Below are 14,007 nucleotides of genomic sequence, written 5' to 3'. Positions count from 1 at the left end.
AGCACATATCTAGCTAGGCAGATATGGAGATCCTAATATGCTGGAAAGAATACAAAGTAATATCGGGCTCCCGGCAATTTTTTTGTACTGGGGTCTTGGTGTTATGAGCTATCTACTGTTTCATAGTTTGGGAGTGGATCTAGGAACGGTAGTAGTGCTCTTGGGAATTCCCTTTATTGGAGTAGGGCTATTTGTGACTGTGGGTTGGATATTGGGACGTAAATCGTCATCATCGGATGATTAACTGAAAAATCCTAGTTTTTGTTCCTAGGAAATATCTAATTTCCACATCGTTCGTTTGTCTTTCTGGTTCTAAAATTCTTTCTTTGCCTTTGGTGGGGAAGGCAGTTCCATGCTTGGTGTGGTCGACTTTTTCACGTCATACTGGAGGCGTTGCAGATAGCAGTGCAAACTCAGGCGCTTGTCATGACCGATAGGTATCTAGTGTCATCGGAAATGAGAGAAATGAGAATAAATACTGTGGTGTAAGTATAAGGGTATTTCTATACATTTTTTAGGAAAAATCAAAAAAGCTATTGACATTTTTTTGTGGGGGGGGGGTAGAGTCATTGCTCAATGACAACGAAAACTTATAGTCCCCGTGTCAAAAAGTTTTGCACTATTTTGGACGAATCTCTTGCTGTCATTCTGCTCCAAGCAGGGAGCTAGCCTTGTAGGAAAAGTATCTTGATCGTGTGTCTGTATCGGTCGAGAGAAAGAGTTTTGACGATGACCACTTTTCAATGGAAAGTTAAGGTCAACTCGCCGGATGAGGATTCAGGGTGTCGAGATGGATAATGTAATTAGTGTTGAGCATTTGTCAAAGACTTACGGCAAGACTACGGTTCTCAGTGACGTATCACTAACAATACCTAAAGGGGCGGTGTATGGTTTCATTGGCCCTAATGGTGCTGGCAAGTCTACGACAATGAAGATTATTTTAGGACTTGTACAACCTAGTAAGGGTGAGGTAGAGGTATTTGGTGAGCGCCTTACTTCACGCAATCGGCGTGATTTCATGCTTAAAGTGGGTGGAATGATTGAGGAGCCTGCAGGTTATTCTCACTTAACTGGAATCGAGAATCTTGAGGTTGTCCGCCGTCTCTTAGGATTTCCAAGAGAAAATATCGAGTGGGCACTGGATATCGTCGGATTAGGGCAGGCAAAGAATAAAAAGGTTAGTCAATATTCCTTGGGTATGAAACAGCGTCTTGGGATTGCATTGGCTATCTGTCGTCGTCCAGCACTTCTGGTACTGGACGAACCAACCAATGGTTTAGACCCTTATGGCATTGATGAGATGAGAGACTTACTTGCCCATCTGGCTGCGAATGAGGGCACAACCATTATGGTTTCGTCACATATTTTATCTGAACTTGAGAAAGTCTCAACTCACTTTGGCATCTTGAATAAGGGTAAACTGATTTTTGAGGGATCCCGTTCACAGTTGCTTAACGCTCACTCGCCTTCACTATTTGTTCGAGTGGACAACGTTGAAAAGTGTCTTTCACTATTTCCATCTGCGAGTCAGGTAGGCGGAGGAGTGGAATTGCCAGGTATTCCTGACCATGGCATCACCAAAGTGTGCGAAACGATTATTGCGAGTGATCTACAAATACTTGAGGTAACTCGCTCAAGAGAATCGCTCGAAGAAATTTTCATGAGTCTAACAGCAGAGCGGTAAGTATATGTTGGGACAATATTTTTTTATTGAGTTAGGTAAGGCACGAGCGAATAGGCTGTTTGTTATTGCTTTACTTGGAGCAGTTGTAGTTTCGGTTCTATCGACCTATTCACTGTGGCAATCTTCCGATGTAGGTGCTAATGGTTTCGGGTCGGTACTCGTCTCGGAGGCTTTCTTCTCAGCCATTATCTGGCCTATTATTGCTTCAGGCTTGGCCTCGCGTCAGGCCGAAATAGAATACCAACACCGAGGCTGGATTCTAAATGCTATGTCAGGGTTAAAAATTTCTGATGTTTTACATATCAAAGCAGCTATTGGTTCAATGCTAATTTTGCTTGCCGTAGTGGTACAAGCTGGATTAATTACGGTAATCAGTAAGGTCAATGGCATCCACGGGAATCAGGATGGTTGGTTTGTCTATCATCTGTTGCTCTGGTTCGTTTTGACGGTGTTTTATGCATTCTTTCTATTGGTGGCTTGTGCACTCGAAAAGCAAATCTTTGCGCTCGTATCTGGTGTAGTTTCTGCTTTCATTGCTGTGTTTTGCTTTCTTGTCGACATTACCTTGAAACATATTTTACCGTGGGCCTATTTTGCGATGATTCTTCCCTTCAAGCAGGAAGGTAGGTCGGTAGTTCCTGTGAGTATTGAGTATCTTCCGGTTTGCGGTTTTATTTTTGTGGGGATTGCTATTTGGTTACTGTTAGTACAACGCGTTCGGATCTGGAGATAGAGGGCAATGATTGCAAGTGAGTTGGTGAAGATAAAGCGTACGCGCCTGTGGATTGTTTGTCTGTGTGTGCCACTATTGTCGGTGGTTTTAGGTACCTTAAATTTCTTGGGAAATACCGACCAATTAACAAATGGATGGGATTCATATAGCTCTCAGACAGGTTTGTTCTACGCTCTCGTCTTTTTTTCAGTGGGTTCTTCCGTTATCGTGTCTACAGTCTGGAGTGCTGATTTCCGTACGAGCAATTGGAATCTTATATCCAGTTGTTACAGGTCGGGGGCACTGATTTTTGTTGCCAAGGGTTTTGTTTCGTATCTGGCAATTGTAGTTATGCATCTTTTGTATATGCTGCTTACTCTCGGTGTAGCCATTGCGCTAAGTATTGATGGTATTCAAGTAGGCAGCTTTCTAGCAGTGAATTGTCTAGTTTTTGCTATAGCAGCTCCCTTTGCTGCTTTTCAAGGATTTCTCTCTTTTGCGACACGAAACTTTTCGTGGCCTGTTGGAATTAGTGTATTACTCTGTGCAAGCGGTTTTTTGGTTGTTACAGGTGAGACATTAGCGTCTCTACGGTTTGTTATCCCGCAAGCTCTCGGGACCTATACACTCGCCTTATCCTCGGCTGCTTTTAAGATTCAAGGCAACTTGCTGTTAAATGGACTTGGTTGTGTCCTTTTTTCCATCTTGCAGTCTGCTGTCTTTCTTTGCCTGAGTGTTTGGCTTTTGCGGCATCGTAACGCACGTGCTTAAGGTATCCATAGTTTGCCCATTATCGGTTCTAGTGAGTCGCCTAGTAACTCGGACACTGCCACAGGTTTTGCGGGTATTTCACCTTTGATAATGCGTCGTGCTTCTTCTATTGTGCTTCTATTGCGAGTTCGGTTTCTTGGTTGTATCGAGGTTACTTTATCTGGAATTGAAAAATGCCGTCCTTATAGTATTTGAGATATAACCCTTGACCTGCTGCAAGGGGTTGGATAAAGGAGGTTTCCTGTTCGTTTAACCCGTAGAGAGTTACGCTGAAACCTGATTTTATGTGGATCACGCACTCCCGTTGCTCGAAGAAAAGCAGCAGTGAATTACCGCCGTTTATTTCTGTGATTGTGCGTTGAATTTTGCTGTAGACATCACGAGGTTCAACTTCTCTTTCCTGCGTTCCGACGATGAAAGTGGTGTTTTCTTGGTCGGGGATAATTGTGTGTTCTGGGAGCCATTGGTACAGCACATTCATGCAGATGAAAGCGATTTTGTTGGCAAATTCTTGTATGTATTGTTCTTCCCAGAACTCCTCCAAAGCAAGGAAGGAGGCTGCGGGCGGATGAAACGGGATGTAGTCGATGATGTGATAGTCAGAGGAGTCTAGTAGCTGCTCAATAGTGTCTATCTTCTGATCGGAGAGTGCGGGCGTTCTGGGTTAGCTAATTGGTCTAGATAGTGCTTCATATGCCAGGGACTCATAGGTTAGTGAGGTTTGCAGACACAACGTAGCACCTTACTTCGCAGCGTTAGTCAAAGGTTGTTCGATCTTATCCAGCAGATAATCTAAGCTCAGAACGGTTTGCCATCCAAAGGCTTTCTCCAAGTCGCCTTCCAAGTAAACACTATGCCCCTGCTCGACAGCTGGAAGCTTGCCCACAATCGGATCCTTGGTCACAGATTCCTTACTCTGCTTCGGAGAATAGGAAAGCTGATCCCAGATCAACACATCAGAATTAACCTGGTCAACGTTCTCCCTGGACACTTCACCATAGAACTTGCCTTTAGTGATCGTTGCATAAGCAGGATTGATCTTGAAACCCAGATCAGTGAAGAAACGGCTTCGAGGATCTCCCTCTGAGAAGACAGCTAAATTATCGTCATCAATAGTAGCCACGCCCAATTCCTTTTCAGCCCACTCGGGGTGACGCTGCCTAAGCTCAGTAAATTTTTCTTTGACCCGTTGGACTAGGTGCTTAGCCTCCTCAGGCTTACCCACTGCATACCCAATTTCCTCTGTGCTGACATCCCAGGGCTGCTGTAATTCCTCATACTCGCCTTTCTGCACCACGACAGGAGCAATCTCTGACAATTTCTTATACGTGTCTTCGTCGAGATCGGAATATACTGCCACAATAAGGTCTGGATTGTCTTTGGCAATAGCCTCAACATTGATCTCAGTATCCTTATCGATCCGGGGCTGCTCACCTTTAAGCTTATCTTTCGACCAGTTTCCAGCAGCCTGGCCATCCGGTGTCATTCCATCCCAGTACTTCACAGATACAGGAGTGACACCCAATGCCAGGAGTGCATCCTGGTCGGTATAGCCCAATGAGACCACTCGCTGTGGAGCTTCCTTAATTTCCGTGGAACCGTAGCGATGCTCAATAGTGACGGGAAAAGCTCCCTGTTCCGACAGGTTGGATTGGGCATTACTAGAGTTAGTTTCCTCTTTATTCGTAGAACATCCAACGACGGTTACACACAGTGCCAAAACAACAGCTGTACTGGTTAGAGCTTTCTTAATTTTCATTTTTCTCCAATCAATATAATAAGCAATTACCCACGTGAGGTCTGTTCATAGACGCAAAAGTGCTTTTGTATTGCCCAGTGGAGTTCACACTATTCCACTGAGCGCATTAGGGTCGGAAGTCTTTTAGCGGGAAGCTGGGATGATGCCTGGCTAATCCCTAAATCTTTGCGACGGGGAGCTCCCCGTCGAAGAATTCAAGGGGATTATTCTGCGGAAAATCTTTGCGGGTGATGATTTCACACACCACATCAGCAACGAGTTCGCGAGAAGTGAGGGGAGAATCAGGTAGTGCCGCAGTGTCCGCATCATAGATAGTGATGCCGGTTGCGGGGGCGTCGCTGAGAGTTGAGGGGCCAAGGATGATATGCGGCAATGATGTGTTCGTGAGGCGCTGGTCCACTGCCTTTTTGGATTCTACGTAGGCATACCAGGAGCCGGTTGATTCTTCGGCGGTGTTCGTCATGGAACCGAGGTAAGAGATCATGATGTACCGAGGTACGGGGCGCCCCTCAGCAGAGAGTTTTTCCAGCGCGTCTATTGTGCTCATTGCTCCATCGCGATCCACTGCCCATGTTGCATCGACGCCACTGCGTCCACCATTGCCTGCGCCCCACACGACATCGTCGTATTGGGTGAGTAGGTCTGCCCATTCTTCTGTGGTGAGTGCGGTGATGTCGGCGAGTACAGCGTGTGCGCCGAGCGCCTCGATATCCCCTACATAGTCTGGATTGCGGATAAGTGAGTGCACATTGATACCTGTGTCAGTCATCTTTTTCGTGGCGAGTAATCCGATTTTTCCGTGTCCACCGATGTAGAGAACTTTTTTGTTGCGATTCATGCCCCGATCCTACGCTTAAGTCTGCACACACGCACGCTTGCCGACGCCTAACCTAGACCGCAGTAATCACTGGTAAGGGGTGATGCTGTCGAAATCGTCTGCTTTCGGCATGGTCTTAAGTGTGGGGGATAGTGCAAGCACCCAGGATATTAAGGCGCACCCGGCGCATAGGAGCATACTGTGCCTAAAGCCAATCGTCGAGAGTATTATGCCGGCTCCTGCTGATGCGAGAATGGGCATGATTCCCATGATAAATCGTGCGCCTGCGGAGCATTTTCCAATGTTATCTGGTGGGCACGCGAGCATGAGGTAGCTGCCGCTATAAGAATTACGTGCCACTGTGGGGATGACGATAAAGAAAGCGGTGATAGCGATAATAACCCAGTGTGTAGAAAAGCACACGAGGAACAGGTACCAGAGTAGTTCCCATAGTGATGTAGCTGCAATAATGCTGCGTCCTGGGAGTATTCGGATGAGCTTTTCTTGTACGATACCGCCGACGATGAACCCAATGGTAAACATGGCTGTTGTGACACCGATGAGCCATCCTGGGGTGTTGAGGTAGGCTAACCAGAGTCCGATGGCTGCTAAGAGATAGAAGTTCGCCAGATTAGAAAATAATGAGACGCAGAAGTTAGTGCGTATGATGCGCCAGCGCCAAATCCATGACAGTGAATATCTGACATCGGCCCACAATGTTGTGCGTGTGGTGTCAGTGGGTTGGGGCGAGAGAAGTGGTGATTCGTACGCCCGCCCATAGCGGTGCGAGTCCTGATAGTGCTTGGCAGAGGAAGGGCAGTGGTGCGCAGATGTTGTAGAGGAGTCCGCCGAGTGGGAGGCCGCATAACCAGATGGTGCTGTCGCGGGTTTGGTTTCTGCCTTGGGCTTGGACAAACAGGTTTTCTGTGATGATGAATCGCAGGATGGCGTTGTTTAAGCCTCCAAAGATGCCGTTGGTAATACCGGTGCAGAAGGCAAAGAGGAGCAGTGTTGGGGTGGTGAACGCGTGGGTGGCGAGCAGGAGTGTGAATAGTGACCATAGGCTCAACTGTGTGATTCCGTAGCAACGGAGTAGTTTCTTCTTGTCGAAGTGGTCGATGATCATTCCTGATGGAATGACCATGAGCATGGAGCCTAGGGAGGTGGCGGCAGCGACGAGTCCTGCTCGGGTGAGGTCGTGCGTGATGTGCAGGCTGGCTAGGGACAGCGGGATAGAGCAAAGGGCTGTGCCGAGTGCACTGATGGTGTCTGAGATGAACCAGCGCATATAGTCTGGGTGTTCTTGGCGAACGGTAGCCCAAAAACTTTGTGTAGCTTGTGTTTCTTTTTGCATGATTTCTCCAAAAGCAATGAGGGATATTTTGCGAGAACACATATCATGCAGGCGTAACAAGTCAGGGCAGGAGCGTTGCGCTTGCCCATAGCTGGAAAACCCCGCATGACCTGTGGCGGAGAAATTACTGGTGCAATAAAGTAAACATTTTCCCTCAAAGTTGTGTCGGTATTGTTCTACAATAACAAGCTGCTCTTTGCTCTGCACGCTTTTCGACGTTCAACCAGAGTTCACCCCACCGGCAGCAGCATTCGCCCGTCCACCATTGTCTCTACACGATCAACCCGCTCTAGTTGAGCTTGGTCATGGGACACATACAGCACGGGGATACGCCGCTGGTGGGCGATGTCCATAATTAGATCCGTTACCGCCGTGGCCGCTTGGGTATCCAGGGCTGCGGTTGGCTCATCAATCAGCAGGAGCTGAGGGTCATTCATCAGCGCCCGCGCAAGGTTCACCCGTGCTTGCTGCCCACCGGATAGTTCACTGACGCGCGCGTTTTCTTTATCCGCCAGCCCAACGTTGGCTAATAATTCCGACGCCCGACGTGAGCTGTCACGCCACCGCCGCCGACTGAGCCCGAAGGGGTGTTCTAATCGGTGCATAACCAGCAATTGTTCTTTGGCAGTTAGCGCCGGCAGGAGATTGGGTTGTTGGAATACAATGCCGATGGTGCGGCGTCGAAGAGCGGCACCAGACCGACTAGCGTGATTAGCCCGAGAATTGCGGCTAGATAGGCTACTGTGACCAGCCTTAACATTGCGACCAACCCGGCTGCGTGCGTGCGGTGTTGCTAATTCAAGCGAACCATTGAGCACTGCACGCCCACCGGTTGGTTGTTGCAAACCAGCGGCTACCGCCAACAGGGTGGACTTTCCAGAACCAGATGGGCCGGTCAATCCAACAACCTCCCCGTCCTCAATGCGTAAACTGACATTATCTAGCAGGCGACGGGTGGTGGAACCATCCTGAATATCGAGGGTGATGTTGTGTAGATCTAGCATGATAGTGCGCTCCGTGGATTGATAGAAAGAACAGGCTTGATGGACAACGCAGCACCAACCACGCCTGCCGCAAGCAGGATCAATGCAGGTAGGACAATGGTGCGTGTGCTGAGCACAATGGGGATTGCGGCGATGAGGGAACCAACCCCCAGCGTGATCAGTGCCCCCATGCTGATCCCCACCGCGAGGACGATGAGTGCTTGACCGAGGGCGTCGAACATAATGATTGTGCGAGATGCGCCAAGGGCCGCAGTGATGGCAACGGAGCGTAAACGCTGAACCGTCCACACAGCAAAGAAAGCACCCAATACCAGTGCAGATATGAGATACAGCAGGTTAATCATCAACCCAAGGGATTGCTGCTCGCCCTTATAGGAACCCGAAGTGTTGAGAGCGTCCTTCCCATGCAGTGCATCAGGGTAGGAGCTATCCACAATTCCCACGCTGGACGCACCCGGCATAGCCGCAACCTCTTCCTCCGACGCCCAGATGACCGGTTGATGATCCAGGAACAGATCCGTGCTGCGTGCGGTGTTATCCGCATTGCTTGCGTTTCTACCGTCAGCACCGCCCAGGTTCGTGACCGCATCTGTGCTTGCGTTTGCGCTGGTGTGTGCGTCGGACAGATATATCCCCTCCGGAGTGCGCGCCAGATATAGCACACGACCACTCGAGCCTAGAATGTTGCTTTTATCCTCCTGACTGAGCTGGCTACTGGACAAGCTTGTGCCACGAATCACCAGCCCCTTGCCGCCGGATAGCTCCTCCTCAAGAGCAGACACAGACTGGTGCTTCAAGCCCGCCGCGAGGCTGCTCAAAAAAGTCACCATGAGAGTAATCATGAGCACGGTTGTAATAATCAGAGCTGTTCTCGCCTTTGCCGTGCGCAATTCAGCGAGCCCCTGGAATAGAAAACCTTTCATGCTGTCCCATTCTTGTGCGCACAGCACATACACACATCGGGTCTAAGGGTGTTCTTCTTTTCATACTTTTGGGTGAGGTAGCCACCATATGCCTGAGATAGGCTGGACACATCATGGTGAACAAACTGGATCGAGCATGGGTATTCCTAGGGCATGGGCTCCATTTCCTCGTAGCACTACTGGCGTTAGTGACCCTGGTGAAAGATGGTATGAGCTGGGCTCTAGCAGCTTTCTGCTTCATCTACCTTGTGGGAATGTGGCTGCGTCCACGTGGGTTATGGCTCCTACTGGTGGTGGGAGCTTGGGCGGTACTCCTTGCGAGCGCACCCACCGCAGCATTTATTGCTTTCGCACTATTTTTCTTGCTGATCCGTTTCCTCCCCATGCGCGCCGCAATCCCTGCGGTCAGTGCGGTAACCATCATCGCCATTGGAGCACTGGCGTATTCCAAAGGCTGGACAGTCGGTGGAGTGATTGGCCCGGTCATGGGGGCAGTAGTAGCCATCGGCCTAGGCATTGGATTCCGAATGTTGCGCCGGGAAACAGCCGCCGCTGAACGTATGCGCCTAGCAGGGGAAATACATGACACTGTGGCACAAGGACTCGTGTCTATCCAGATGCTATTGTTCTCTGCGGAGCGTCGTTTAGCTGAGGAAACACTCACAGACCCACAGATACTGCAGGATCTACGCCTGGCCAGAAACACCGCAGAGAACAACTTAGAAGAAACACGCCGTATCATCGCAGCGCTACAACCCCCATCTCTTGAACGTGGAGATTTATCCTTCGCACTACAACAAATAGTGGACACGACCCCTATGGGAGAAAAGCTCCAATTCAGCGTCGATGGAACAATCCGCACCATACCGCAAAAAACACAACAGGAAATCTTAAGAATCACCCAGTCCTTAGTGTCTAATGTGGTCAAACATTCTCACGCCACCGCAGCACGCGTGACCCTGACCTACCAGCCAGAAACGCTCACGGTGGACGTCGTTGATAATGGGCGTGGCATGGATGTGGTGTCAACCCAGTTCTCGCCCGTTGGACTAGCAGCCATCCAACGCAAAACACGCGCATTGGGAGGAACAATGACCATAGAATCAGAACCAGGGCACGGTTGCGGCATATCAGTGGAGATACCAACATGACCAGTATTCTCATCGTCGATGATCACCCCATGGTCCGAGCAGGGCTCGAAGCTATGCTGAGCACACACCCGCACGCAAGCATAGAAGTACACACCAGCGTGGGAAGTGCCCGCGCCGCCGTGGAATACTGCAGTACACACCCAGTAGACGTGGTGCTCATGGATCTTCGCTTCGGTGAAACCCCCAGAGATAGCGAAGGCGACGGTGTGTGGGCAACTCGCCAACTACGCGCCCTACCCACACCACCACAGGTGCTGGTGGTAACCAACTACAGCACAGACTCCGACGTACTGGGTGCTATGAGCGCTGGAGCGGTAGGCTACCTACTCAAAGACTGCGGACCCGAACAATTAGTAGACGGTATCCAACGCGCAGCACGTGGAGAAACTGTGATGAGCTCTGCCGTGATGGGCAAAGTCATCGGAAGGCTTGCCAACCCCTATGAAAAACTCACCGCCCGTGAACTAGACGTGCTACGGCTTGCTAGTGAGGGGAAATCCAACAAAGCCATTGCGCGTGAATTGGTACTGACCGAAGCCACCATCAAGACCCACATGGGGCACGTTTTTGACAAGTTAGGGGTCAATAACAGAACAGCTGCCGTTGCCGTGGCGCGGGAACGTGGAATTATCTAGGGGTGCTGGTGTGGCAAAGAGACTGATTTAGCTGGTTATTCCTATCTTTTGCAAAAAGGAGAGTCTCTCCGTATTATCACACTTTGTGAAAAGGGGAACTTTTCCGTTTGTGCGATTGCCCAGAAAACTTACCGTATAGAAAGCACTAGGAAAATCATGTCTGAATCTCAGCAACAAGACTCTGGAAATAAAGAGGTCAATGTTGGTTTACTCATCGGCATTTTAGTATCCGCGGCTTTTGTGGTGATTCTTAATGAAACCACTTTGTCTGTTGCGTTGCCTGTTTTGATGGAAGAGTTTAATGTCACTGCGTCTGTGGCCCAGTGGCTGACCACTGCTTTCATGCTGACGATGGCCGTGGTGATCCCCATGACGGGTTTCATCATGCAGCGTTTTACCCTGCGCAGCATTTATATCGCTGCATTGGTTTCTTTTCTTATCGGTACGGCGATTGCGGTGGTTGCTCCTAATTTCGCTGTGTTGCTGGTGGCGCGTGTGGTTCAGGCGACAGGTACTGCGTTGGTGATGCCTTTGCTGATGACGACGATTATGCGCCTGGTTCCTGTTGAACGCCGTGGTTCAGTCTTCGGTTTGGTGACTGTGGTTATTGCTGCGGCACCGGCGCTTGGCCCTACTTTTTCTGGCATTGTTTTGGAGTCTTTGGGGTGGCGTTGGATTTTCGGTTTGGTGATCCCGCTGGTGCTGGTTGCTCTTGTTGTTGGTGCTGTGCAGGTGCGTAATTTTGAGGAGCCAACTCGCCCGTATCTGGATGTTGTGTCCGTGATGTTGTCCGCTGTGGGCTTTTCCGTAACGTTGTATGGAATTGCGGGTATGTCTGAGTTGCCTCATGGTGTTCCGTGGGATCGTGTTGCGTTCATGGTTATTGGTTTGGCTGTTCTTTTTGTCTTTTTCCGACGCCAACTGGTCATGGCTCACAATGAACAATCAACGGGTAAGGCGCCGTTGTTGAACCTTGCTCCGCTGTCATCCCGTGAGTATGTGCTGTCTATGGTGTTCATGCTTGTGGCTTTTTCGATGCTTTTCGGTTTTATTATTTTGATGCCGTTGTATGCGCAGAATGTGTTGGGTATGTCTCAGAAGGCTACTGGTTTGGTGAGTTTACCTGGTGGTTTGATTATGGCTGTGATGGGGCCTGTGGTGGGGCGTTTGTATGATCAGCGTGGTGCGCGTCCGTTGATTATTCCTGGTGCGATTGTGTTGTTTTTGTCTATGTTGGGTTTTGCGAATGTGTCGCGTACGCAGAGCTGGTTTGAGGGCTTGGGGGATAAGGGTGCTCTGGTTCATTTAATTATTTTGGCTATTTTGCTGAATATGAGTGTTGGTTTTATGCTCACGCCGTTGATGTCTAATGCTTTGGCTGCTGTTCCGGATCGGTTGGCGTCTCATGGTCAGGCTATTCTTAATACGTTCCAGCAGGTTGCTGGTGGTGCTGGTACTGCAATTTTTGTTGCTGTGATGACTTATGGTTCCTCTCAGCATGCTAAGTCTTTGGGGCTTGGTGATGTGGCTGCTCCTTCTGGTGGTGGGCATGGTGCGCCTGCTGGTGATGCTGGTGCGGCAGCTGGTCCTGCTGCGGAGCAGATGGCGAAGATCACCGCGGATATTGTGGGGCACGGTATTGAGGTCGCGTTCTGGTTTGGTGTGGTTGTTTCTGCGATTTTGGCACTAGCAATTATTGCTCTGAAAATCGAAGTTCCTTCCACTGGAAACCAGCAGGCGTCGGCTATGCATTAGGAGACGCTAAAAGGGGTGGTGTTAAATAGCACCATCCCTTTACTCATGCTATAGAAAGCTGATAGCGCAGCTATGGGGGATGTTATACGTTTTTGGTTGATCTCTTGTGCTTTTGGGGTCAACAATCACTATTGTCTACATAATTATTTTTGATAAACTAACTAGCGGTGAATTATCTTTTATTCCTTCTCTGGCGGGCGGGTTCGCAGCTCCTCGCTTGGGTTGAATCACCCGCCCCTGTTCGCCAGGGGAAAGCACAAGCCGAGAGGAGCCAATCATGGCTACTAAAGGTGAGGAACCACATGGTGAGGAGCCTGTTACCAGTGACAACAGAAAAGACTCCAACGCTAGCAAATTGGAAAAGATACAACTAGCGACTGGAGTCCTGAAGTTTGTTACTGCTCTAGTTAAGTTCTTGGAGGAACTTTTTAACTAGAGAGGCAACTCATCCGCCTTAGGGAACTGCCATTCCCTAGGGTTCAACTTCAATAATAAACAACTCAATACTGCTGCGCAATGGTTTTGGCAAGATTTTGCTAGATATTTGTCTGTAAGCCTGTACCACCGATCAAACGTTTGTTATTGTGCTGGTGGTTAAGTTTTATTTCTCAGACTGTTTGCTTTCCTTGAACACGCGAATTCCAAAAATAATCACAGCCAAGAGTGCTATTCCGAACACCACCGTGACGTTGTTTATCTTTTCACCGATCTCGGCAACCCACTGTTGAATCTCAAATTGGGTGTCGGTGCTGATTATGCTCGGTAGCGTAGCGGTTGCATGAGTGAAAAAGAACAAGCAACCAACCACAATGAACATAGCGCCTGAGATCATGCTGATGGAGTTGAGCTGCATTTTACCCACAGTAATGGTTTTGCCACGTAACCATGCCAAGGAGCCGACGTCGAACCGCTGCCAGATCCAGGAAAGTACAAACAGTGGCGCGCACATTCCCAAGGCATAGCACACGAGGACGAGTGCGCCATAGAGACTATTGCCGCCTATAACAGCAGTGGTGAGCACTGCACCAAGTAATGGTCCTGCGCAAAAACCAGAGAACCCATAGACCATGCCGAGCAGAAAAGTGGTGATCCAGCTGGTACCACGTTGCTGGGTTTTTTGTGCCAGGCTGGATAGACCGGGGAGCGTAAAACCACCGCCAAAGAATGTGATAAGTCCTAGCACGATCATTACCACACCGCCGATGCTGATGAGCTGGGTTTTGTGTTGGGCAAAGAAAGCGCCGAATGTTCCTGCACCAATGCCGATAGGAATCAGCACTGTGCATAGTCCAAGGAAGAACACACAGGTTCTGGCGAGTAGTCCGGTTAATCCTTGGAACGCGTAGGCGAAAAATCCTGGTAGGAGCAGTGCTGAGCAGGGGCTGATGAGGGTTAGTACACCGCCAAGAAAAGCACTGAACATTCCAATATCAGTCACAGCT

Annotated in this window: 16 protein-coding genes; 8 read left to right on the top strand and 8 right to left on the bottom strand. The window is 49.4% G+C overall.

Going from position 1 to position 14,007, the window contains the following annotated elements:
* Window positions 1–37: 37 nt before the first annotated feature.
* The 4 genes from EML15_RS09555 to EML15_RS09540 all read left to right on the top strand — a co-directional run bounded on the left by EML15_RS09555 (window position 38) and on the right by EML15_RS09540 (window position 3,167).
* Window positions 38–244, top strand: a complete 207-nt coding sequence (locus tag EML15_RS09555) for a hypothetical protein (protein WP_144275178.1) — start codon at window positions 38–40, stop codon at window positions 242–244.
* 525 nt (window positions 245–769) lie between these two features.
* Window positions 770–1,684 carry an ABC transporter ATP-binding protein gene (locus EML15_RS09550; RefSeq protein WP_144275180.1) on the top strand — a complete coding sequence of 305 codons (915 nt, stop codon included), beginning with the start codon at window positions 770–772 and terminating at the stop codon, window positions 1,682–1,684.
* A 4-nt stretch (window positions 1,685–1,688) separates the two neighbouring features.
* On the top strand, window positions 1,689–2,417 hold the full coding sequence (locus tag EML15_RS09545; RefSeq protein WP_144275182.1) for a hypothetical protein: 729 nt from the start codon (window positions 1,689–1,691) through the stop codon (window positions 2,415–2,417).
* Window positions 2,418–2,423: 6 nt separating this feature from the next.
* Complete coding sequence (locus EML15_RS09540; protein ID WP_144275184.1) at window positions 2,424–3,167, top strand: ABC transporter permease; 744 nt, start codon at window positions 2,424–2,426, stop codon at window positions 3,165–3,167.
* Window positions 3,168–3,318: 151 nt separating this feature from the next.
* Here the strand turns inward: EML15_RS09540 and EML15_RS09535 are convergent, their stop codons facing one another.
* From EML15_RS09535 to EML15_RS09510, 7 genes are all read right to left on the bottom strand, one after another.
* On the bottom strand, window positions 3,319–3,648 hold the full coding sequence (locus EML15_RS09535; RefSeq protein ID WP_185967233.1) for a hypothetical protein: 330 nt from the start codon (window positions 3,646–3,648) through the stop codon (window positions 3,319–3,321).
* Between the two features lie 261 nt (window positions 3,649–3,909).
* A complete protein-coding gene (locus tag EML15_RS09530) occupies window positions 3,910–4,926 on the bottom strand; it encodes an iron-siderophore ABC transporter substrate-binding protein (protein WP_144275188.1) in 1,017 nt (338 codons plus the stop codon).
* 157 nt (window positions 4,927–5,083) lie between these two features.
* A complete protein-coding gene (locus tag EML15_RS09525) occupies window positions 5,084–5,764 on the bottom strand; it encodes an NAD(P)H-binding protein (protein WP_144275190.1) in 681 nt (226 codons plus the stop codon).
* A 66-nt stretch (window positions 5,765–5,830) separates the two neighbouring features.
* On the bottom strand, window positions 5,831–6,286 hold the full coding sequence (locus EML15_RS10165) for a hypothetical protein (RefSeq protein WP_246858244.1): 456 nt from the start codon (window positions 6,284–6,286) through the stop codon (window positions 5,831–5,833).
* A 190-nt stretch (window positions 6,287–6,476) separates the two neighbouring features.
* On the bottom strand, window positions 6,477–7,304 hold the full coding sequence (locus EML15_RS10160; protein WP_255456008.1) for an MFS transporter: 828 nt from the start codon (window positions 7,302–7,304) through the stop codon (window positions 6,477–6,479).
* Window positions 7,305–7,327: 23 nt separating this feature from the next.
* Window positions 7,328–8,101 carry an ATP-binding cassette domain-containing protein gene (locus tag EML15_RS09515; RefSeq protein ID WP_144275192.1) on the bottom strand — a complete coding sequence of 258 codons (774 nt, stop codon included), beginning with the start codon at window positions 8,099–8,101 and terminating at the stop codon, window positions 7,328–7,330.
* Window positions 8,095–9,024, bottom strand: a complete 930-nt coding sequence (locus tag EML15_RS09510; RefSeq protein ID WP_144275194.1) for an ABC transporter permease — start codon at window positions 9,022–9,024, stop codon at window positions 8,095–8,097. The genes EML15_RS09515 and EML15_RS09510 overlap by 7 nt, the downstream gene beginning before the upstream one ends.
* Before the next feature lie 113 nt (window positions 9,025–9,137).
* Here EML15_RS09510 and EML15_RS09505 point away from each other — a divergent pair, with 113 nt between their 5' ends.
* The 4 genes from EML15_RS09505 (at window position 9,138) to EML15_RS09490 (ending at window position 13,001) form a co-directional block, all read left to right on the top strand.
* Window positions 9,138–10,175: a sensor histidine kinase gene (locus tag EML15_RS09505; protein ID WP_144275196.1), complete on the top strand. Its 1,038-nt coding sequence runs from the start codon at window positions 9,138–9,140 to the stop codon at window positions 10,173–10,175.
* A complete protein-coding gene (locus EML15_RS09500) occupies window positions 10,172–10,810 on the top strand; it encodes a response regulator transcription factor (RefSeq protein ID WP_144275198.1) in 639 nt (212 codons plus the stop codon). The genes EML15_RS09505 and EML15_RS09500 overlap by 4 nt, the downstream gene beginning before the upstream one ends.
* Window positions 10,811–10,966: 156 nt before the next feature.
* Complete coding sequence (locus EML15_RS09495) at window positions 10,967–12,565, top strand: DHA2 family efflux MFS transporter permease subunit (protein ID WP_185967234.1); 1,599 nt, start codon at window positions 10,967–10,969, stop codon at window positions 12,563–12,565.
* A 277-nt stretch (window positions 12,566–12,842) separates the two neighbouring features.
* Window positions 12,843–13,001 (top strand): hypothetical protein, encoded by a 159-nt coding sequence (locus tag EML15_RS09490; protein ID WP_185967235.1) that lies wholly within the window; start codon window positions 12,843–12,845, stop codon window positions 12,999–13,001.
* Between the two features lie 165 nt (window positions 13,002–13,166).
* Here the strand turns inward: EML15_RS09490 and EML15_RS09485 are convergent, their stop codons facing one another.
* Window positions 13,167–14,003, bottom strand: a complete 837-nt coding sequence (locus tag EML15_RS09485) for a cytochrome c biogenesis CcdA family protein (RefSeq protein ID WP_144275200.1) — start codon at window positions 14,001–14,003, stop codon at window positions 13,167–13,169.
* Window positions 14,004–14,007 lie beyond the last annotated feature (4 nt).

Source organism: Corynebacterium sp. sy017 (assembly GCF_017918135.1).
GTDB lineage: Bacteria > Actinomycetota > Actinomycetes > Mycobacteriales > Mycobacteriaceae > Corynebacterium.
Note: the sequence above shows the minus strand (reverse complement) of the source record. Positions and strands in the feature narration are given on the sequence as shown.